We start from the raw sequence: 20,046 nt of genomic DNA on the forward strand, positions 1-20,046 counted from the left end.
GCCGTCTCATCGGGGCCGGGGGCCGGGGGCCGGGGGCCGGGGGCCGGTGCCTGGGTGGCGGTGCTAGTGTCCCGGGCCATGTCAGCCTCCACGCCCTCCGGAAACCCCCGACCGCCCGCCGCCGCGCCCCGTCGCACCACGGGGCGGGGCGTCGGCGGTGTCGTCCTGCTGCTCGTCGCGGCGGGGCTGCTGTACACCGGGGTCTCCGCGGTCGCCGATCCGTCCGCCGCCCTCGTCGGCACCTCGAACAGCGCGCGCAGCGCGGACACCGAGGCCGAGGCGCAGATCGGCGGGCTGCTGATGTGCGGCTTCGGGATCTCGGTGCTGTGCTTCGGCATCGGCCTGCTGAAGAAGAAGGCCGACAACGCCGACGGCCCGCGGCCCGGCGCCTGACCTAACTCGTCGGCGCCGCAGGCGTCCTGGCCGACGGCAGCGTGGCCGCCGAACCCGGCGTCTCCGCGGGCGGACTCGGCGCATCCGGTTGCTCCTGGGGCGGCGACGGCGCCGGGGTGTCCGGCGGCGGCGACTCGGGGGCCTCGCTCGTCGGAGGCTCGGACGGCGATGCCGGCGGTGTCTCCGTCGTGGGCGAATCCGTGGGCGAATCCGTGGGCGGGGTGGGGGAGTCCGACGTCGGCGGCGTGGTCGGCTCGTCCGAGTCCCCGTCCGAGTCGCCCTTGTCCCGCTTGAACCAGTCGCCGTTCTCCGGGTCGATCAGCACGAACTCGTTCACGACCTTCGGCGCCTCCTGCACGACGACCACCTTCGACGGCTGGTACGTCGGCCACCGCTCCCCGGTCTCCTTCGGCGTGGTCTTCACCGCGACCGGCGGCAGCAGCGGATTGCCGCACGCGCACCGCACCCGGGGCACGCCGCGCGAGTCGACGAGCACGGCGGTCCCGGACTGCAGCACCGCCTGGTAGCGGGTCGCCTTGCCGTCCGCGAAGCCGTGGTTGGTGACCCGGGTGTCGGCCCGCAGCTGTACGGGCGTCAACGACCGCAGGTAGGACGGGAGTTCACCCGCCTTGACGCCCTGCACTCCCGCGAACGCCTCCGCCTTCGCCGGTTCGCCCCCCAGGAACTTGATCTGCTTCTCCACGTCACAGCTCGCCGCCGACCGGCTGCCCCCGTACAGCCCAGGCGTCGCCCCGGAGTACGTGGCCCGGCCGCCCGTGTCCTCGGTCTCGCTCGGCGTGGGCGTGGGCGTGGCGGTCGGCGTGGGCGACTCGGCGGGCTTGCGCGCCGTCGACCCGGTGAACGGCGCCTCGCCCCGGGACGCGGCCGGTTCGAGGAAGATCTCCCCGGAGGCCGTGCCGCCGCCGCCCGCGCCGCCGTCCGGACGCGTGAGGTACACGACCAGCGCGACCGCCGCGACGATCACCGCGGTGATCGTCGCCACGCGCGGCGCCGACCGCCACCACGCCTTGCCGTTCCCGCCGTTGCCGCCCCCGCTGCTGCCGCCTTCGCCGTGCTCGCCCTCGCCGCCGCCTTCGTCTCCGCCCCTGCCTTCGCCTCCGCCTTCGCTCCCGCCTCCGTCACCGGAACCTCCGCCGCCAGAGCCGCCCCCGCCGCCCTCGCCGCCGGAATCCCCGCCCCCGGAACCGTCGTCCGCTCCTCCGCCCGGCGGAGGCGGCCCGGTGTCGACGACCTGCGTCGGCTCGTGCCCGGGACCCGAGGGCGTACTCGTCGTGGGCTGGGTGGACGGGTCCGAGGGGGGCTCCGGGGGCCGGCCGGAGAGCGGGCCCGAGGGCGGACCGGTCGGGCTGCTGTCAGGGGGTGGCTGGGAGGTCACGGGACACCTCGATCCGCATGGGCCGAAGGCCATGGGGCGGTCGGCACGGTTCGCCGCGTGTCCGGCGGCGCCGCCCGGACCGCCCGGCACCCGAACCCTGCCGATGGATACCTACTCCTGCCATTCTCTGCCCGGCGCCGCCCCCCGCCGCAAGCCGGGGAGACCCGCGCCCGCAAGGCGCCCCCGCGCCCCCGTACGTACCGTGGACTGAGGGGCAGCAGCGAGGGGGAGGGGGAGCCGCTAGGAGGCAGCGTGAGGCGGATGCGGGAAGCGCTCGCCGCCGCGGGCGCCGGCATCGCGACGATGATCGTGGTCGCCGCGCTCGGACTCTGGGCGGCAGGAGCCGCGGACCTGCCCGACGGGGCCTTCGTACGCGTCGTCGCCGCCGTCGTCGTCATCGCCGCGGGCGGCTCCGTCGAACTCTCCGGCGGCACCGGCGACCTCGCGCAGGCGGACGCCGCCGTCGACGTCGTGCCCCTCTCCGTCACCCTGGCCGGCGCTCTCGTCATCGCCGTGGTCTTCCTGCGGCCGCTGCGGCACCGCGCCGTCGCCACCACCGGTGAACTCCTCGGCCGCATGGCCGCCACGGCGGGCTGCTGGCTGGTGTTCCTGCTGGTCCTCGGCCTGATCGCGCGCCACACGTTCCGCCTGCCGACCGGCGGCGACGACGTCACCGAGGGCATCGGAGGGGACCTCGGCCCGAGCCCGGCTGTCGGGTTCCGCGCCGACCTGCCCGCGACCCTCGGCGTAGGGCTCGTCTGGTTTCTCGCCCTGCTCACCCTCGCGTTCGCCGTGTCCCGCAAGGCCCCGCTGCCGTCGTCGCTGCTGCCGTTCCAGCGCTCGGTGCGCCCGCCCGCCCACGCGATGCTGACGGTCCTCCTCGCGTACGTGGCCATCGGCCTCGTCGTCGGCGTGATCGTGCTGTTCACCCGCGGCCACCCCGCACAGACCCTCGCCGTCCTGCTGCTCGGCCTGCCCAACCTGGCCTGGACGGCGCTGGGCGTCGGCACCGGCGGCGCCTGGGAGGGGCACGTCGACCGGCCCATCGGACTGCCCATGCCCGGCGTCCTCGACCAGGTCCTGCGCACCCGCGGCGGCGACCGCACGCTCGACCTGAACGCGGTCGCCGAGTACGACGGGCGCGCCTGGCTGCTCGTCGCCGTGGCCGCCGTCGTCCTGATCGCGGCCGCTTTCCGCGCGGCCGTCCACTCACCGGCCCGCCTCCCGGCCTGGCGCAACGCCCTCGAACTGGCCGCTGCCCTCGCCCTCACCCTGTGCGTCGTCGGCCTGCTCACCCGGATCTCCGCCCGCTTCGGGCTGTCCCTCATGGGCATCGGCGACCTCGGCGACAGCTTCGGCGGCGAGGTCACCCTCGAACCGCACCTCCTGCGCCTCGTCGCGGCGGGCGCCGCGTGGGGTCTCGTCACCGGCTTCCTCGGCAGCCTCCTCGCCCGCCGGGCCCGGCATCCCGGAGACGTACGGGAGTCACGGGCCGCACGACGCGGAGGCCGAACCGCACAACGCGGCGGCTGAACCGCGCGGCGGTTCCAGGGGGTTTCCGCGCGGCGGTTCCAGGGGTTTTCCGCGTGGCGGTTCAAGGGGTTTGCGGGGGTTCCCCGCCGCGGAAGACCGGCGCGGCCCATCTCGGCGGCGGTGGCGGGGTCGCGTACCGGCCGGAGTCCGACACCGGCGCCGCGGCCCGTGCCCGCACGGGTGCGTCGGCCGCCGCCACCTGCTCCTCGGACGCGGCCTCCGCGCCCGCGGACCGTCCGGCCGCCCGCAGCGCGGTCACGAACTCCAGGCAGGTGTCGTACCGCTCGTCCGGCGTCTTCGCCAGCGCCCGCGCGAGCACCGGGTCGACGGCCGGCGGCAGGTCGGGCCGGAGCTCCGTGAGGGGCGGGGGCCGGTCGTGCTGGTGGGCCCAGAGCAGCGCGAGGTCCTCGTCGCGGCGGAACGGCGGGGCGCCCGTGAGCATCTCGAAGACGACGCACGCCAGGCTGTACACGTCGCACCGCCCGTCCACCGGCTTGCCCGCGATCTGCTCCGGCGCCACGTAGTCGAGCGTGCCGACGAACTGCCCGACCGTCGTGAACCCGGTGAGCGACAGGGACTTCTTCGTCAGGCCGAAGTCGGTGAGGTACAGATGCTCCGGGTGGTCGCTGTCCGTGCCCTCCGTCACCAGGATGTTGCCGGGCTTGACGTCCCGGTGCACCAGGTCGTGGGCGTGCGCGGCGTCCAGGGCCGAGGCCACCTGCAGCGCCATCCGGCAGGTCGGCGCCAGCGCAAGCGGCCCTTCCTGGTCGAGGAGCGCCCGCAGGTCCCGGCCCTTGACGTGCCGCATCGCGATGTACAGCACGCCCTCGGCCTCGCCCGCCTCGAAGACCGGCACGATGTGCGGATGGTCGATGGACGCCGCGACCCGCGACTCGTGCGCGAAGCGCTGCCGGAACGTGTCGTTGCGCGCCAGCTCGGGCGCGAGCAGCTTCACCGCGACGGTACGGCCGAGCCGCAGGTCCCGCGCCCGGTACACCACCGCCATCCCGCCCCGCCCCAGCTCGTCCTCCAGCAGATATCCGGCGAGGGTCCGGCCGCGCAGCCCGGTGGTGTCGGCGGCGGGCGGTACGCCCCGGTCCTCGCTCACCGTTCAGCCGCCCCGTCGTACGACTCCGCGTCGCCGGGGCCGCCATCGCCGGGACCGCTCCCGCCGGGGCCGCCTCCGCCGGGGCCGCCGTCGTCGCCTTCCGCACGGTCCGCGTCGGCCCGGCCCTGGTCGGTGGGGCCGCGGCCCACGGCGTACGGCTCCAGGGTGAAGCCGTCGCAGTAGAGCCAGCGCTCGTGCCGCGCGTCGTACAGCCAGGTCGCGTTGCCGTCGACGATCACGCCGACGCGCAGGCCGCGGGTCTGCTCGGCGAACTCCGCGCCGTCGATCCGGCCCGAGGTCAGCTCCTCGACCAGCCGCCGGTACCGGCTCACCTGGTCCTCGACCGTGCCGAGCAGCGGCCGCGGGTCGGCGGTGCGGGCGGCGGGCTGTCCCGCGGCCGGCGGGCCGTGCGGGACGGGCAGCAGCAGCCGCCCGTCGACCCACGCCGACCAGCCGTTGGAGCACAGGGCGCACGCCCAGTCGCCGCGCCGCTCCACGACCTGCACGGGAAGCAGCGGGTCGAGCGGCGCTGTCGGCCGGGTGGCGTCGGGGGACGACCAGGTCGGCAGCCCGTCCGGTGGGACGACATGCGTGGGAAGGAAGTCGGCGACGGTCACGGACGCCTCCTCGGCAACTCCGAACGGCACGAGTAAGGGACGGGCGGCGGGACGGGCGAGGGCGACGGCCCGTGCGCGAGCACTACTTGCGCATGATCTCGGGCTCGCGCCGCCGCAGCAGCTTGGCCACGAGGAAGGCGAGGACGAGCGAAAGCACGACCATCATCCCCATGTCGAGCAGCCACACCGGCGCCTCGTGCCGGAACAGCGGATCGTCGGTGATGTCCTGCGGCACGATCCGGTGCAGGTCGATCGTGCCCGCCATCGCCCCGAGCGCCCACCGCGACGGCACCAGCCACGCCAACTGCTCGAGGCCCGGCACGCCCTGCAGCTTGAGCAGCGCGCCGCAGAACACCACCTGCACGATCGCGAGGAGGACGAGCAGCGGCATCGTGACCTCCTCCTTCCGCACGAGCGCGGACACGAACAGGCCGAGCATCATCGCCGTGAACGCCAACAGCGCGACGGCCAGCGTGATTTCGACGAGCGGCGGCAGCAACACCCCTTCCCCGCCCGGCGCGTTGAGGTCCACGCCGACGAGCGCCACCATCGTCAGGACCACCGCCTGCACCACCGTGATCGCACCGAGCACCAGCACCTTCGACAGCACATACGCCGAACGCGACAGGCCGACGGCTCTCTCCCGCTGATAGATCACACGCTCCTTCACCAACTCGCGTACGGCGTTGGCGGCGCCGGTGAGGACCGCGCCGACGTTCAGGATCAGCAGCGCGTTCATCGCCGATTCCCGGTCCAGCTCGCCGCCGGCCAGGGCCCGCGCCATCGCGCCCATCACGAACGGCAGCGCCACCATGATCACCAGGAACGTCCGGTCGGCGCCCAGCGTCGCCGCGTACCTCCTGACCAGCGTCCGCAGTTGCGCGCCCCAGCTCTGCGCCTTCGGCGGGGCGACCGGGCCGGGCGGGGGTTCGGGCGTGCGCCGGGGCTGCCGGGTCTCGGCCGCGACATAGCTGCGGTGCTGCGGCGAGCTGCGGAACTGCCCCGCCCAGTCGCGGCCCCGCTCGTTCTCGAAGCTCTCGAACGCCTCCGGCCACTCCCCGAACCCGAAGTACGCGAGCGCCTCGCCCGGCGGCCCGTAGTACGCGATCGTGCCGCCCGGCGCGAGCACGAGCAGCCGGTCGCACACGTCCAGGCTGAGCACACTGTGCGTGACGACGATGACGGTGCGGCCGTCGTCCGCGAGGCCGCGCAGCATGTGCATCACCGAGCGGTCCATGCCCGGGTCGAGCCCGGAGGTCGGCTCGTCGAGAAACAGCAGCGACGGCTTCGTGAGCAGTTCCAGGGCGACGCTGACGCGCTTGCGCTGACCGCCGGAGAGGGAGTGGATCGGCTGGTCGACGCGCTGGTCCAGGCCCAGTTCGTGGATGACCTCGTCGACCCGCGCCTGCCGTTCCGCCGTCGCAGTGTCCTCGGGGAAGCGCAGCTGCGCGGCATAGCTCAGGGCCCGGCGCACGGTCAGCTGCGCGTGCAGGATGTCGTCCTGCGGCACGAGCCCGATGCGGTGCCGCAGCTCCGCGTAGTCCCGGTACAGGTCGCGGCCGTCGTAGAGCACGGTGCCCTCGTCGGCGGGGCGCAGCCCGGTCAGGGCGTTGAGCAGCGTCGACTTGCCCGCGCCGCTCGGGCCGACCACGGCGAGCAGCGTCTTCTCGCCCACCGGGAACGACACGTCCCCGAGCAGCGTCTTCCGCCCGGCGTCGACCCGTACGGCCAGGTCCTGCACGTCGAGCGAGACCTCGCCGGTGTCGATGAACTCCTGCAGCTCCTCGCCGACCAGCACGAACGCCGAGTGCCCGACGCCGATGACGTCCCCGGGGATCACCGGCGCCCGGCTCACCGGCCGGCCGTTGAGATACGTGCCGTTGTGGCTGCCGAGGTCGACGATCTCGTACCCCTGCGGCCCCGCGCGCAGCTCCGCGTGCCGGCGCGAGACGAGCAGGTCCTGCACGACCAGGTCGTTCTCCAGCGCCCGCCCGATCCGTGTGGTCCGCTCCGGCGGCAGCGGCCGTACGGAGCTGGGCGCGCGGAACGTACTGGTCGCGTCGGGCTGCGTGACGATGGTGACGGCGGACGGGCGCGCCCGTCCGGGCCCGGGCGGGGGCGGTTTCGGCGCCTCGGCGAGCACCGCGCACGGACCGTCGGCCGGGCTCCCGAACCGCAGGACCGTGCCGGGCCCGACGTCCTGCTGCCGCACCCGCCGGCCGTCGGAGAACGTGCCGTTGGTGCTCTGCTCGTCCTCGACGATCCAGTGCCCGGCCGTCGTCCGCAGCACGGCGTGGTGCCAGGAGACCCTGGCGTCGTCGAGGAACAGCTCGCTCGCGGGGTCCCGCCCCACGTGGTACGTCCGGAGCGGACTCAGCACCTGGGTGTGACCCTCGGCCTCGACGACGAGCTCAGGCGCCGCAGAGGCATCCGGCCGCTCGCCCATACCAGGATTTTACGGCCGCGCCCGGGGCCTCGCCTGTCCCACGGGCACGCCTGCCGACCTGTCCCGCCGACCTGTCCCGCCGGGGCCGGGCCCCGCGGTTCAGGACCGGGACCCGACGGCCTCGCGGATGCCGAGCACGAGTCCCCGCACCTCGACGTTCCCGCTCGCCCCGGCCTCGCCGAGGGGGCCGGGCAGCGACACGTACGGGGTGCGGCCGGGGCGGTCGGCGGGGTCGTGGGCGGCGGGCAGGCCGAGGCGGAGGCGGTCCACGGCGCCGGAGCGCTGACCGGACGCCACCTTGGACAGGGCCGCGCCGCACTCCCCGCACACCGGGTGCAGCCGGGCACGGGCCCCCGGGGTGGCGGAGAGGCGGGCCGTCATCGAGGCCGGGCCGTGCAGCGGGTTGAGGGTGCAGAGCCGCGTGTCGGGAGCGAAGCCCGCGCCGCCCGGACCGTCGCCCTGAGCTCCGCCCTGCGCCGGGACGGACGCCGAGTCGAGGGCCGCCCGTCCGGCCCGTATGAGCGCGAGGCCGGAGGCCAGGTCGACGGCCGTCACGTCACGGTTCAGGTGCTGGTCGCCGTCCGCGTCGAGCAGGAGACCGGCCGCCTCCAGGCAGTCCTGCGCCAGGGCGTACGCGTCGCCGCGCGGGCGGGTGGCGGCGAACTTCCGGCGCAGCGCGGCGAGTTCACGCCCCGCCGTGCTCCGCAGCCAGTCGAGGCTGGGCCGGGAGTCGGGGCTCCCGGGGTGCCGCTCGGCCCAGGCGCCGGACTGCTCGCGGCCACTGCTCCTCCGCACAGGGCGGGCGGGCTTGGCAGACTTGGAAGGCTTGGCCGACTTGGCAGGCTCCGGACGCGTCTCGCCCCGCACGCGCCGTACGACCCACACCGTGCCCGCGATCGCCGCGGGCACACCGCCGCCCCCGGCGAGGCCCGCGAGGAACGGGCCGGAGATGCCGAGTGGACCGTCCTCGTCGGTGAGCAGCGGCGGCAACGCGTCCTCGGCGACCGGGTCCTCGAGGTGCTCGTAGCTCACGTAGGGCTTGCCGGGCGGGCCCGCCGGGACCTTGGCGAGGTGCTGGGTGAGCTTGACGACGCGGCGGTGCAGCTGCGGGTCGACGTCGATGTCCTCCGGGCCGTAGGTCACCCAGTCGCTGTACTCGTGCAGCTCGAACTCGTCGAGTTTCATGCCGTAGTTGGAGACGTCGAGGTAGACGTTGTCGTACGTGTCGACGCCCGCCGTCACGTACAGGCCGTCCTTGCCGAGGGCGCGGTGCACCCGGTCGGCGAACAGCTCGGCCTCGCCCTCCGACTCGTCGGCGAAGTCGAGCGGCACGACCGTCAGGTACACCGGCATGCCGAGGCCCGCCAAGTGCCGCTGCAGGGACCGGAGTTCGGCCGACGTGAGGACGGGCGGCAGCTCGGCGTCCTGGTACACGGCGCCCCGGCGCAGGCCCGCGTCCCCGTGCACGGCGCCCTTGCGCAGGCCGGCCGCGAAGCGTTCGGCGCGCAGCTCCATGTCCCGGCCCGTGGGGTCGGGGTCGCCCGTGGAGCTCCGCTCGGGCATCATCGCCTGCGCGCTCAGCGGCACCGCCACCGCGCAGACGGCGGCGATGACGGCCGGGACGAGGAGGCGGCGGCGCGAGCCGCGGCGCAGCGCGATCGGCACGCCGACGGCGAGAACGAGCGCCGGCAGCAGACCGGTCAGCACACCGGTCGTGACCGACTGGGACGTCCGGTCGTCCGCCGTCGTGTAGTACGAGCTCGGCGCCGCGCCGCTGCCGCTCGCGTCGCCGTCGTTGCGCAGGCCGTCGACGAAGGCGGTGAAGTAGTCGAGCGCCGTGGCGTCGGACGGCAGCCACGCGTCGGCGGAGTCCAGGGACTCCTCGACCGGCAGCCCGCCCACCCCGTACGCCTCGGCGGAGGCGTCCGAGTAGCCGCCGCCCTGGGCGTTCAGCACCACGTACAGGCCCTTGCGGCCGAGCTCTTCCCTTACGGCGGTGACGAGTTCGTCCGAGTCGTACGTCGCGGGGAAGGGCAGCACCAGGACGTACGTGGGCACGCCCGTGCGCTGCGCCTGCTCCAGGAACGCGGGCCAGGCGGAGCGGGGCATCACCCGCGGGGTCTGGTCCGTCACGTAGACCGGGAACTTGCGGAGCTGGGCTGCGAAGTACGCGGCGCGCGCCTTCAGTCCGGCGGAGTCCTCGGGGCCCTCGGCGGCGGTCGCGCCCGGCACCGGCACCAGCACCAGGGCGAGTGCCATCACGAGCGCGCACAGCGCGCCCCGTCCTCGGGCACGGGCTGCCCCAACTCCTCGGCTCCGCACGGTCGTCGTCCCCCTGGGTTCCTGGTGCGTGTCTCGACGAGGAACCCTAGTCAACGGGTCTGACAATCGAACCGACGGGTCCGCCCGACTGCCCGTGTGACCTGCGCAAACCCCCGAATCAGCCGATCCCGCGGCCAGTTGGACGACCGTGCCCCTATGCCCCTATGCCCCTATGCCCCTATGCCCCGGACCCGGCCCCCGACTCGTACGTCGCGTACTCCGGGGCGCCCGTCCACGCGAAGGTGTGCACGGAGAGACCGGCGGGTGTCGTCTCGTGGCGGGTCAGCCGGAGTCCGGCGGGGGCGCCGCCGTCGGGGAACAGGCGCCTGCCCTGGCCGACCACGACCGGCGCGACCACGAGCCGCAACTCGTCGACGAGGCCCGCCGCAAGCAGCGACTGGGCCAGCTCGGCGCTGCCGTGCACCTGGATCTCCCGCCCGTCCTGTTCCTTCAGCCGCGCGACCTCGGCGGGCACGTCACCGGCGAGCACGGTCGTCGGGTTCCAGGAGGCGTCGGCGAGGTGGTGGGCGGCGACGTACTTCGGCAGCCCGTTCATCAGGTCGGCGAGCGGGTGCAGGCCGGCCATCGCGGGCCAGTCGCGGGCGAAGTTCTCGTACGTGCGGCGGCCGAGGAGGAGCGCGTCCGCGCGGTGCAGCCAGTCGGCGGCGAGCTGCTCGAACGTCTCGTCCAGATGCGGCACGAACCAGCCGCCGCGCGTGAACCCGCCACTGGTGTCCTCGTCCGGCGCCCCGGGCCCCTGCGACACCCCGTCGAGCGACAGGAACTCCTGCACGACCAGCTTCATCCCGAACTCCTCTCCGCCTCCGCCCATCGTGATGGCCGGTGCCCGGCCCGGCAATCGAGACCGGGCAAGGCGCCTACGCGTACGGGAGCTGTGCGGGTCTCACGGCCACCCCAGGTCGTCCCGGTACGTGGGCGGCGGGTGCGGCAGGCGGCTCACCGCCAGGCGGATCTGGGCCGCCGTGGCGTCGGGGACGCGGTCCGTGACCGCAAGCCGGGCGAAGGGGGCGGCGCCGGGGCGGAGGTCGACGCAGATCACCGGGCCGGAGCGGGGGCGGAGGGCGATGAAGTCCCGGGCGTCGTCGGAGACGTCCCGTACGCCGATGGAGAGCAGGTCGGGGATCCAGGTGCCCCGGCCCTGCGTGCCGCGCACCACCCGCCACCAGGACGGGTCCGTCGTCACCTGCTCGACCGCCTCGACCGGCACGTGCACGTCGCCGCGGCGCGCGGCGAGCTTCTCCCACCACGACAGCCGGACGATCAGCTCGCCCTTGCGGACCACCAAGCGGGCCATGGCAGCCACACCTTCCTCCGAGCAGTGCGAGCCCTCGTCGGCCCGTCCTCGCAGCCCGGGCCCTGGTCGGCCCGGCCTCGGCGTCAGCCCTCCCTGGCCAGGATATTCCGCGCCGCCCCACTCGGGTCGTTGTGTCGGGCTTCCTCCCATACGCTTGATCTGTCCCCCTTCCTTTTCCCCTTGCTGTGCCCGCGCCCGGCGCTTCGCCGCCGGGCGCGGTGGAACGGAGGAGAATCCCGTGGTTCTGGTGGCAGCGGATGTGATCGGCGCTCCCTGCTGGCTGAGTCTCGTGGCCCGCGACCGAGCGGCCGCGGAGCGCTTCTACGGCGAGGTGCTCGGCTGGACGTTCCGGCAGGGCACATGGGGGCGGGCCTTCTCGCTGGCGGAGGACGAGGGCGTCCCGGTGGCCGGCATCGGAGCGGTGGCGGGCGAGTTCGCCGTGCCCGTGGTGTGGACCCCGTACTTCGCCGTGGAAGAGGCCGACGACGCGGTCGCGCGGGTTCGCGAGCGCGGCGGCACCGTCGGCGTCGGCCCCGTCTCGTACCCGGCGGGCGGCCGCGCGGCCCTGGTGACCGACCGGGAGGGCGCCGTGTTCGGCGTCTGGGACGGGGACGTCCTGTCGGAGTGGACGATCGGCGCGGAACGCTCCCCGGCCTGGATCGAGCTGCACTCCCGCAACGCCTTCGACTCGGCGATCTTCTACGGCGAGGTCCTCGGCTGGGGCGAGGGCGACCGGGACGGCTGCTGCGACACCTCGTACGAGGAGGACCAGGTCGTGCTGCGGCGGCGCGGGCGGCCCGTGGCGAGGATGCGCAGCGGGCCCGTGGAGGAGGCGGCGCCGAAGCCGCAGCTCAGGCCCCGCTGGCTGGTCCACTTCCGGGTCGAGGACCTGGACGCGGCCGTGTCCCGCGCGCTGGAGAACGGCGGGAGCACGGTCACCGGCTCGGACTGGGGCACCGAGGGCCGGGTGGTGACGGTCCGAGATCCGGACGGCGCCCTGTTCACCCTCGACCAGCGGCAGCAGTCCGCCGACTGACCGCCCTCCCTCAGCCGGTCACGGCTCCAGCCCCAGCCCTGCCGCGATGCGCCTCCGATGCCAGGCGGGGCTGCCGAACAGCTGGGCGGCGGCGTGGGCCCGCTTGAAGTAGAGGTGGGCGTCGTGTTCCCAGGTGATGCCGATCCCGCCGTGCAGCTGGATCATCTCGCCCGCGACCGTCGAGAACGCCTCCGAGCAGGCGGACTTGGCGACCGCCGCCCGCCGCGCCGCCTCACCCTCCGCGGAGCCCTCCACCCCGGAGCCCGCCACCCCGGCGGTCCCCGCTCCGGAAGCCCCCGCCGCCGCGAACGCCGCCCCCAGCGCGGCCGTACGGGCCGACTCCACGAGCACGTACGCGTCCGCGAGCCGGTGCTTCACCGCCTGGAACGAGCCGATGGGACGCCCGAACTGCACCCGCTCCTTCGCGTACGCGACCGTCAGCTCCAAGCACCGCTCGGCAGCGCCCACCTGCTCGGCGGCGAGCGCCGTGCACGCCAGGTCGAGCACGTGCCGCAGCACCCGCCCGCCGTCTCCCGCCGCACCCACCAACCGCCCCTCCGCGCCGACGAGTTCGAGCCGCGCCAGGTCCCGTGTGCCGTCCATCGCGACGGTCGCCGAACGCCGCACCCCGGCGCCGTTCACCGGCACGCGGAACAGCGACACCCCCTCCGTCGTACGGGCCGCGACCAGCAGCAGGTCCGCCGTCGCCCCGTGCAGGATGTGCTCCTTGGACCCGGTGACACGCCACGTGCCGTCGCCCGCAGGGCCGGGGGTCGCCGTGGCCCGTATCGCGTCCGGGTCCCAGGTGCCGCCCTCGGCCCACGCGAGCGCGCCCACCGACGTGCCCTCGGCGAGCCCGGGCAGCAGCTCCGCGCACGCCGCCTTGTCGCCGGAGGCGAGCAGCGCCTGCACGGCGAGGACGGCGGAGCCGAGATACGGTACGGGGCTCAGCTCGCGGCCCAACTCCTCCATCACCACGTGCACTTCGAGCGCGCCGCAGCCCGCCCCGCCGTACTCCTCCGGGACGGCCAGCCCGGCCGCGCCGATCTGTTGGGTCAACGGCCGCCAGGCGTCGGCGCCTCGGTGCCGTTCGAGCAGTGACCGCACGGCGGACCGCAGCTCGTCCTGCTCCTCTGTCAGTCTCATGCGTCAACTCCCTTCTCGCGTACCGATGTTGAGGGCGCGTCCGCGAGCGGCGGTGACGAGAGGTCCTTGCCCCGGGTCTCGGCGATGCGCCAGATCGCCAGGACCGTCACGAGGCCGCAGACGATCGCCAGCAGCGACAGCGGCGCACTCCGCATGCCCTCAGGCCCGGACAGCAGCCCGCCGGCGATCAGCGGGGTGAAGCCGCTGCCGACGAGCGCGGCCAACTGGTAGCCCATGGACGCCCCGGTGTAGCGGATCTCGGTGCCGAACATCTCGGAGAGCAGCGGCCCGAGCGGCGCGTACATCGCCGACTGCACCAGTTGCCCGAGCAGCATCCCGGCGATCAGCAGCCCCGGCGAACCGCTGTCGACCAGGGCGAACATCGGGAACGCGGACACCACGACGCCCACGGCGCCGCCGAGCACGACCCCGCGGCGCCCGAGGCGGTCGGACAGCGCGGAGAACAGCGGGATCGCCACGAGCCCGAGGAACGAGGTGGCGATGAGCCCGTTCATCACGTCGGTGGTGGCGTAGCCGATGCCGGTGGCGTACGTGAGCATGAAGATGCTGATCAGGCCGGTGAGGGCGAACGGCCCGATGCCGACCGCGCAGGCCAGGACCAGGGCGCGCGGCCTGCGCAGCACTTCCATGAGCGGCAGCCGCGGCCGGTCGGAGGACTGCTGGTGCTGCGCGTCGACGGCCTGCCGGAACAGTGGGCTCTCGCTGACGCTGATCCGCACGTACAGGCCGATGGCGAGCAGCAGCGCGCTGAACAGGAACGGTACGCGCCAGCCCCAGGACAGGAACTGCTCGCGGGGGAGCAGGGTGGTGGCGGTGACGGCGAGCGTCGACATGAGGAAGCCGATGGGCGACCCCATCTGCATGACGCCGTTCCACAGCCCCCGGCGGCGCGCGTCGGCGTGCTCGACGACCATCAGCGTCGCGCCGCCCCACTCGCCGCCGATGGCGATGCCCTGGACGACGCGGAACAGGACGAGCAGCACGGGCGCGGCGATGCCGATCGAGTCGTACGTGGGCAGCAGGCCGATGAGGAAGCTCGCCGCGCCCATCAGCACCATGGTCAGGACGAGCATCTTCTTGCGGCCGAGCCGGTCGCCGAAGTGCCCGAACACCACGCCGCCGACCGGGCGTGCCACATACCCGGCGGCCAGCGTGCCGAACGCGGCGATCATGCCGACCGTGGGGTCGGACTCGGGGAAGAAGAGAGGGCCGAGGACGAGCGCGGCCATGGTGCCGTACAGCAGGAAGTCGTAGTACTCGATGACGGTGCCGAGCAGGCTCGACAACGCCACCTTGCGCAACAGCGCCCGATCGGGTGCGGACGTGCCGGGGGCAACGGGGGAAGCGGTGGATCTCGCGGGTTCCTTCGGGGACGGTGCGGCGGACATCGGGTACTCCTGTGAGCGGTGGGACGGAGCAACTGGCAGTTCCGTGCGGAGGGTTGAGGTTCAGGAGGCGAGCACGCGGGCGCGGCACTCCGACGGGGTGCCCCAGGCGGTGCGCAGGGCGCGTGCCTTGCGGATCCACAGGGACAGGTCGAGCTCCTCGGTGTAGCCGAGCGCGCCGTGCGACTGCAGTGCCGTGCGGGCGGCGGCGTACGCGGCCTCGCAGGCGGAGACCTTCGCGGCGGCGACGTCCCGGCGTGCGTCGGGGGAGTCGGCGGCGAGGGCGAGGGCGGCGGCGTGGAGCAGCGGCTCGGCGAACTCCAGGGCGATCAGCGTGTCCGCGAGCCGGTGTTTCACCGCCTGGAACGAGCCGACCGCGACCCCGAACTGCCTGCGCCCGCCCACGTATTCGACGGTCCGCGCGAGCAGTGCGCGCCCCACGCCGAGCGCCTGTGCCGCCACGGCGAGGGCCGCGACCTCGGCGGCGTGCGCGGCGGCCGCCGTCACCTCGGCGCCCCGCGCGAGCACGGCCCCGCCGACCGGCCGGGCGAGGCGTCGCGCCGGGTCGGACGACGGCTGCACGGGCCCGGCGGACTCCGCGAGCCGCAGCACACACCCGTCCCCGTCCGTATCGACCACGAACACCGCGTCCGCGGAGGCGGCGTCCAACGCGTACGGACTCCCGCCGGCCCCGTCGACCGAGGTCATGCACAACGTCGCCACCGTCTTCCCGGAAGCGATCCCCGGCAGCCAAGCCGCCGCCACCGCGCCGCCCAGCCGGTCGAGCAGTGCCGCAGCGGCCACCGTCTCCACCAGCGGACCCGGCACCGCATGCCGCCCCAACTCCCGGAAGGTGACGGCAAGTTCGACGGGCAGCGGCCCCACGCCCTCGTGCTCCTCCGGCACCGCGAGGGCGAACACCCCCGCCTCCGCGAGCCGTGCCCACAGGGCGCGGCCGGGGCCGGTGTCACCGGCGGACCAGGCGCGGATCGCGGCCGTCGGCCCGGCGGCCGACACCATGGCGTCGAGGGAGTGCGCGAACTCCCGCTGCTCGGCGTCGAGTCGGAACCGCATCAGCGACGTCCCTTCGGCAGGCCGAGCAGCCGCTCGGCGATGATGTCGCGCTGGATCTCGTTGGTGCCCGCGTAGATCGGCCCGGCGAGCGAGAACGTGTAGCCCTCGGCCCAACTTCCGTGCGCGGGCGCGTCGTTCGCCTCGTCGGACAGTTCGCCGTACGGGCCGAGCAGGTCGAGCGCCGTCTCGTGCAGGGCGATGTCCAGGTCCGACCAGAACACCTTGTTGAGGCTGGACTCGGCGCCGATCGACCCGCCCGCCCGTCGCCCACCACCACCCTTGCCCGAGGGTCCTGCGGGCCCGCCCCCCTCGTCCGCGATCCGGGAGGCGTTGGCGTACGTGAACAGCTGGTAGGCGCGGGCGCCGATCACCGCGTCCGCGACCCGGTCCCGCAGCGCCGTGTCGGCCGGATCGGCGTGGTCCCGCCACAGTTCGGTCAGCCGGCCGGCCGCCGCGGTGAACCGGCCCGGGCTGCGCAGCGTCAGGCCCCGCTCGTTCCCGGCCGTGCTCATGGCGACCTTCCAGCCCTCCCCGGGCGCGCCGATGACGTCCTCGTCCGGCACGAACACGTCGTCCAGGAACAGCTCCGCGAACGCCGGCTTGCCGTCGAGCCGCCCGATGGGACGCACCGTCACACCCTCCGCGTCCAGCGGGAACATCACATACGTCAGGCCCCGGTGCGGCTTGCCGGACTCCAGGCCCTCCCGGTCGCTGCGGAACAGGCCGAACGCGCGGTCCGCGAACGCCGCCCGCGACGACCAGGTCTTCTGGCCGCTCAACAGCCAACCTCCGTCGACCCGCCCCGCGGTGGAGCGCAGGGACGCGAGGTCGGAGCCGGACTCGGGCTCGGACCAGGCCTGCGCCCAGATCACCTCGCCGCTCGCCATCGGCGGCAGGACGCGGGCGCGCTGCTCGTCCGTGCCGTGCTCGAACAGGGTGGGCGCGAGGAGGTTGATGCCGTTCTGGCTGACCCGCCCGGGCGCCCCGGCCGCGTAGTACTCCTCCTCGAAGACCAGCCACTGAAGGATCGACGCGCCCCGCCCTCCGAACTCCTCGGGCCAGGACACCACCGACCAGCGGTCGGCGTGCAGTTCCCGCTCCCACTCCCGGTGCGCGGCGAACCCGTCGGCGGTCTCCAGGGAGGGCAGCGGCACGGCGGGCACATGCTCGGCGAGCCAGGCCCTTGCGTCGGCGCGGAAGGCGTCCTCCGCGGCGGTGAAGTCGAGGTCCATCAGCGCGAGTTCGCCTCCTTCATCGCCCGTACGTCCATGCCGCCGAGCGAGTCCTTCGCGGTCTCCGCGTTGTGCGCGTGCGCCAGGTGGTGCAGGCCGAACGCCGAGTCGACGCCGGTGTGCAGGCCCTGGAGGTCCTCCGCCTGGTTGACCGCCCGCTTCGTCAACGCGAGCCCCATGCGCGGCATCTCGGCGATCCGCTCCGCCAACTCCTCGGTCCGCTCGGCGAGTCGAGCACGCGGCACGACCCGGTTGACCATGCCGATCTCGTACGCGCGCTGCGCGCTCATCCGGTCGCCCGTGTACAGGAACTCCTTGGCGATCCGCGGCGGCATCACCCACGGGTGCGCGAAGTACTCGACACCGGGTATGCCCATCCGCACCACCGGGTCGGCGAAGAACGCGTCGTCGGCCGCCACGATCAGGTCGCAGACCCACGCGAGCATCAGCCCGCCCGCGACACACGCCCCCTGGACCGAGGCGATCACCGGCTTCGGAAGCTCCCGCCAGCGCCGGCACATCCCCAGATAGACCTCGGACTCGCGGGCGAAGCGGGACTCCGCGCCCGCCTTGTCCGAGTGGTCCCACCACAGCCCGGCCTTCCGGTCGAACGGCAGATGCGCGTCCCGCTCCGGGCTGCCGATGTCGTGCCCGGCGGAGAAGTGCTTCCCCGCCCCGGCGAGTACGACGACCTTCACGTCGCCGTCGTCCGCCGCGCGGTAGAAGGCCCGGTCGAGGGCGTAGGTCATCGCGGAATTCTGGGCGTTGCGGTACTCGGGCCGGTCCATGGTGACGAACGCGACGGGCCCTCGGCGTTCATAGCGAACGGGCTCCGAGGGCGCGGCGTCGGCGGACTCGGCGGTCCCCGCCTCGGCGGACGTGGGCTCGATGTTTCCGGGCGCAGTGTGGGCAGCGGACATCCGCCCTCCTTCCCTAACAAGTGTTTGGTAGGTTAGCGTACGAGCCTCCGGCCGTCGAGAAGTCGACCACCGGGACGCCCGTCCCCCGAGAGCCATTCGGAGCCGCCCGTGAGCAGCAGCGTCGAGGAGTTCCGCACCGAGGTCCGCAGCTGGCTGCGCGCCCACCTCACCGGCGAGTTCGCCGCCCTGCGCGGACGCGGCGGCCCCGGCCGCGAGCACGAGGCATTCGCCGAACGCCTCGCCTGGGAACGGCACTTGGCGGCCCACGGCTGGACCTGCGTCGGCTGGCCCGAGGAGCACGGCGGGCGCGGCGCCACCCTGGAGCAGCAGGTCGCGTTCCACGAGGAGTACGCCCTCGCGGACGCCCCCGCCCGTGTCAACCACATCGGGGAGCAGCTCCTCGGCCCCACCCTCATCGCCTTCGGCACCCCCGAACAGCGCGAGCGTTTCCTGCCGCGGATCGTCGCCGTGGACGAACTCTGGTGCCAGGGCTACAGCGAGCCCGACGCCGGCTCGGACCTCGCGAACGTCCGCACCCGCGCCGAACTCCGCGACGGCGCCTGGGTGATCGACGGGCAGAAGATCTGGACCTCGCTCGCCCACGAGTCCGACTGGTGCTTCGTCGTCGCCCGCACCGAACCCGGCTCGACCCGGCACCAGGGCCTCTCGTACCTCCTCGTGCCGCTCGACCGGCCCGGCGTCGACATCCGGCCGATCACCCAGCTCACCGGCACCTCCGAGTTCAACGAGGTGTTCTTCGACGGGGCCCGCACGGATGCCGCGCACATCGTCGGCGCACCCGGCGACGGCTGGAAGGTCGCCATGGCCACCCTCGGCTTCGAGCGCGGCGTGTCCACGCTCGGCCAACAGGTCGGATTCCGACGTGAGTTGGAGGCCATCATCGCCCTCGCCAAGCGCAACGGCGCGGCCGCCGACCCGCTGATCCGGGACCGCATCGCCCGCGCCTGGACCGGCCTGGAGATCATCCGCGGCAACGCCCTGCGCATGCTCGACGGCGTCGCCGCCGGAGCACCCGGCCCCGAGGCGTCCATCGGCAAGATCTACTGGGCGACCTGGCACCGCGAGCTCGGCGAACTCGCCATGGACGTGTGCGGCGCCGACGGACTCCTCGCCGCGGGCGAGCCGTACGACCTCACCGACTGGCAGCGGCTCTACCTGTTCTCCCGCTCCGACACCCTCTACGCCGGGTCGAACGAGATCCAGCGGAACATCATCGCCGAGCGCGTGCTCGGCCTCCCCAAGGAGGTACGCGGATGACCACGGCCCCGCCCCCGTACGTACCCGGCCACGGCCTGCTCGACGGGCGCGGCGCCGTCGTCACCGCCGCCGCCGGGGCGGGCATCGGCGGCGCGACCGCGCGGCGGCTCCTGGAGGAGGGCGCGCACGTCGTGATCTCCGACGCGCACACCCGCCGGCTCAAGGAGTCCGCAGCCGAACTGGCCGCCGAGTTCGGGGCCGACCGGGTCGCCGCACTGCCCTGCGACGTCACCGACGAGACACAGGTCGGCGCACTCCTCGACCTCGCGGTCGCACGCCACGGGCGGCTCGACATCGTCGTCAACAACGCCGGTCTCGGCGGCACTTCGGACCTCGTCGACATGACCGACGAGCAGTGGGACAAGGTCCTCGACGTCACCCTGGGCGGCACCATGCGCTGCACCCGCGCCGCGCTGCGCCGCATGAAGGCCGCGGGCGAGGGCGGCGTCGTCGTCAACAACGCGTCCGTCGTCGGCTGGCGCGCCCAGAAGGGACAGGCGCACTACGCCGCGGCCAAGGCCGGGGTGATGGCGCTGACCCGGTGCGCGGCCCTGGAGGCCGCCGAGTTCGACGTCCGCGTCAACGCCGTGTCGCCGAGCCTCGCCATGCACCCGCACCTGGTGAAGGTCACCACCCCGGAACTCCTCGACGAGCTCACCTCGCGGGAGGCGTTCGGGCGGTACGCGGAGCCCTGGGAGGTCGCCAACGTCATCGTGTTCCTCGCGAGCGGCTACTCCTCGTACCTCACCGGCGAGGTCCTGTCGGTCAGCAGCCAGCACGCGTGAGGCGACAATGACCTCGTGTCGAAAAGCAGCAAGAAGAAC

General features: G+C 74.0%; 17 protein-coding genes. 5 read left to right on the forward strand and 12 right to left on the reverse strand.

Going from position 1 to position 20,046, the window contains the following annotated elements:
* Positions 1-78 precede the first annotated feature (78 nt).
* Positions 79-393 (forward strand): hypothetical protein, encoded by a 315-nt coding sequence (locus ACIDOF_RS20055; protein WP_409007315.1) that lies wholly within the window; start codon positions 79-81, stop codon positions 391-393.
* Position 394: 1 nt separating this feature from the next.
* Here ACIDOF_RS20055 and ACIDOF_RS20060 read toward each other — a convergent pair whose 3' ends face one another.
* Entirely contained in the window at positions 395-1,396 is a 1,002-nt protein-coding gene (locus tag ACIDOF_RS20060; RefSeq protein ID WP_409007316.1) for a DUF6777 domain-containing protein, read from the reverse strand.
* Positions 1,397-2,050: 654 nt separating this feature from the next.
* Between ACIDOF_RS20060 and ACIDOF_RS20065 the strand changes: the two genes are divergently transcribed.
* Positions 2,051-3,322 (forward strand): streptophobe family protein, encoded by a 1,272-nt coding sequence (locus tag ACIDOF_RS20065; RefSeq protein WP_409007511.1) that lies wholly within the window; start codon positions 2,051-2,053, stop codon positions 3,320-3,322.
* A 61-nt stretch (positions 3,323-3,383) separates the two neighbouring features.
* Here the strand turns inward: ACIDOF_RS20065 and ACIDOF_RS20070 are convergent, their stop codons facing one another.
* From ACIDOF_RS20070 to ACIDOF_RS20095, 6 genes are all read right to left on the reverse strand, one after another.
* Positions 3,384-4,430: a serine/threonine-protein kinase gene (locus ACIDOF_RS20070; protein ID WP_409007317.1), complete on the reverse strand. Its 1,047-nt coding sequence runs from the start codon at positions 4,428-4,430 to the stop codon at positions 3,384-3,386.
* Positions 4,427-5,047, reverse strand: a complete 621-nt coding sequence (locus tag ACIDOF_RS20075) for a hypothetical protein (RefSeq protein ID WP_409007318.1) — start codon at positions 5,045-5,047, stop codon at positions 4,427-4,429. The genes ACIDOF_RS20070 and ACIDOF_RS20075 overlap by 4 nt, the downstream gene beginning before the upstream one ends.
* An 82-nt stretch (positions 5,048-5,129) precedes the next feature.
* Positions 5,130-7,493: an ATP-binding cassette domain-containing protein gene (locus ACIDOF_RS20080; RefSeq protein ID WP_409007319.1), complete on the reverse strand. Its 2,364-nt coding sequence runs from the start codon at positions 7,491-7,493 to the stop codon at positions 5,130-5,132.
* Between the two features lie 99 nt (positions 7,494-7,592).
* The gene (locus ACIDOF_RS20085) at positions 7,593-9,752 is read right to left on the reverse strand and encodes a hypothetical protein (protein ID WP_409007320.1); all 2,160 of its coding nucleotides are present in this window, start codon (positions 9,750-9,752) and stop codon (positions 7,593-7,595) included.
* 241 nt (positions 9,753-9,993) lie between these two features.
* On the reverse strand, positions 9,994-10,620 hold the full coding sequence (locus tag ACIDOF_RS20090) for a dihydrofolate reductase family protein (RefSeq protein WP_409007321.1): 627 nt from the start codon (positions 10,618-10,620) through the stop codon (positions 9,994-9,996).
* Between the two features lie 99 nt (positions 10,621-10,719).
* Positions 10,720-11,130, reverse strand: a complete 411-nt coding sequence (locus ACIDOF_RS20095; RefSeq protein WP_409007322.1) for a hypothetical protein — start codon at positions 11,128-11,130, stop codon at positions 10,720-10,722.
* A 238-nt stretch (positions 11,131-11,368) separates the two neighbouring features.
* Between ACIDOF_RS20095 and ACIDOF_RS20100 the strand changes: the two genes are divergently transcribed.
* The gene (locus ACIDOF_RS20100) at positions 11,369-12,166 is read left to right on the forward strand and encodes a VOC family protein (RefSeq protein ID WP_409007323.1); all 798 of its coding nucleotides are present in this window, start codon (positions 11,369-11,371) and stop codon (positions 12,164-12,166) included.
* 18 nt (positions 12,167-12,184) lie between these two features.
* Here the strand turns inward: ACIDOF_RS20100 and ACIDOF_RS20105 are convergent, their stop codons facing one another.
* Genes ACIDOF_RS20105 through ACIDOF_RS20125 form a run of 5 tightly spaced genes read right to left on the reverse strand, consistent with a single transcriptional unit; the run spans position 12,185 to position 17,944 of the window.
* Positions 12,185-13,312 (reverse strand): acyl-CoA dehydrogenase family protein, encoded by a 1,128-nt coding sequence (locus ACIDOF_RS20105; protein ID WP_409007324.1) that lies wholly within the window; start codon positions 13,310-13,312, stop codon positions 12,185-12,187.
* Positions 13,309-14,721 carry an MFS transporter gene (locus ACIDOF_RS20110; RefSeq protein WP_409007325.1) on the reverse strand — a complete coding sequence of 471 codons (1,413 nt, stop codon included), beginning with the start codon at positions 14,719-14,721 and terminating at the stop codon, positions 13,309-13,311. The genes ACIDOF_RS20105 and ACIDOF_RS20110 overlap by 4 nt, the downstream gene beginning before the upstream one ends.
* 60 nt (positions 14,722-14,781) lie before the next feature.
* Complete coding sequence (locus ACIDOF_RS20115; RefSeq protein WP_409007326.1) at positions 14,782-15,792, reverse strand: acyl-CoA dehydrogenase family protein; 1,011 nt, start codon at positions 15,790-15,792, stop codon at positions 14,782-14,784.
* Complete coding sequence (locus tag ACIDOF_RS20120) at positions 15,792-17,024, reverse strand: acyl-CoA dehydrogenase family protein (RefSeq protein ID WP_409007327.1); 1,233 nt, start codon at positions 17,022-17,024, stop codon at positions 15,792-15,794. The genes ACIDOF_RS20115 and ACIDOF_RS20120 overlap by 1 nt, the downstream gene beginning before the upstream one ends.
* The gene (locus ACIDOF_RS20125) at positions 17,024-17,944 is read right to left on the reverse strand and encodes an enoyl-CoA hydratase (RefSeq protein WP_409007328.1); all 921 of its coding nucleotides are present in this window, start codon (positions 17,942-17,944) and stop codon (positions 17,024-17,026) included. The genes ACIDOF_RS20120 and ACIDOF_RS20125 overlap by 1 nt, the downstream gene beginning before the upstream one ends.
* 108 nt (positions 17,945-18,052) lie before the next feature.
* On the opposite strand from ACIDOF_RS20125, the gene ACIDOF_RS20130 reads away from it, so the two are divergent.
* A complete protein-coding gene (locus ACIDOF_RS20130; RefSeq protein WP_409007329.1) occupies positions 18,053-19,222 on the forward strand; it encodes an acyl-CoA dehydrogenase family protein in 1,170 nt (389 codons plus the stop codon).
* The gene (locus ACIDOF_RS20135; protein WP_409007330.1) at positions 19,219-20,007 is read left to right on the forward strand and encodes an SDR family oxidoreductase; all 789 of its coding nucleotides are present in this window, start codon (positions 19,219-19,221) and stop codon (positions 20,005-20,007) included. Before ACIDOF_RS20130 ends, ACIDOF_RS20135 begins: the two co-directional genes overlap by 4 nt.
* Positions 20,008-20,046 lie beyond the last annotated feature (39 nt).

Source organism: Streptomyces sp. Da 82-17, assembly GCF_046098215.1.
Taxonomy (GTDB): Bacteria; Actinomycetota; Actinomycetes; order Streptomycetales; family Streptomycetaceae; genus Streptomyces.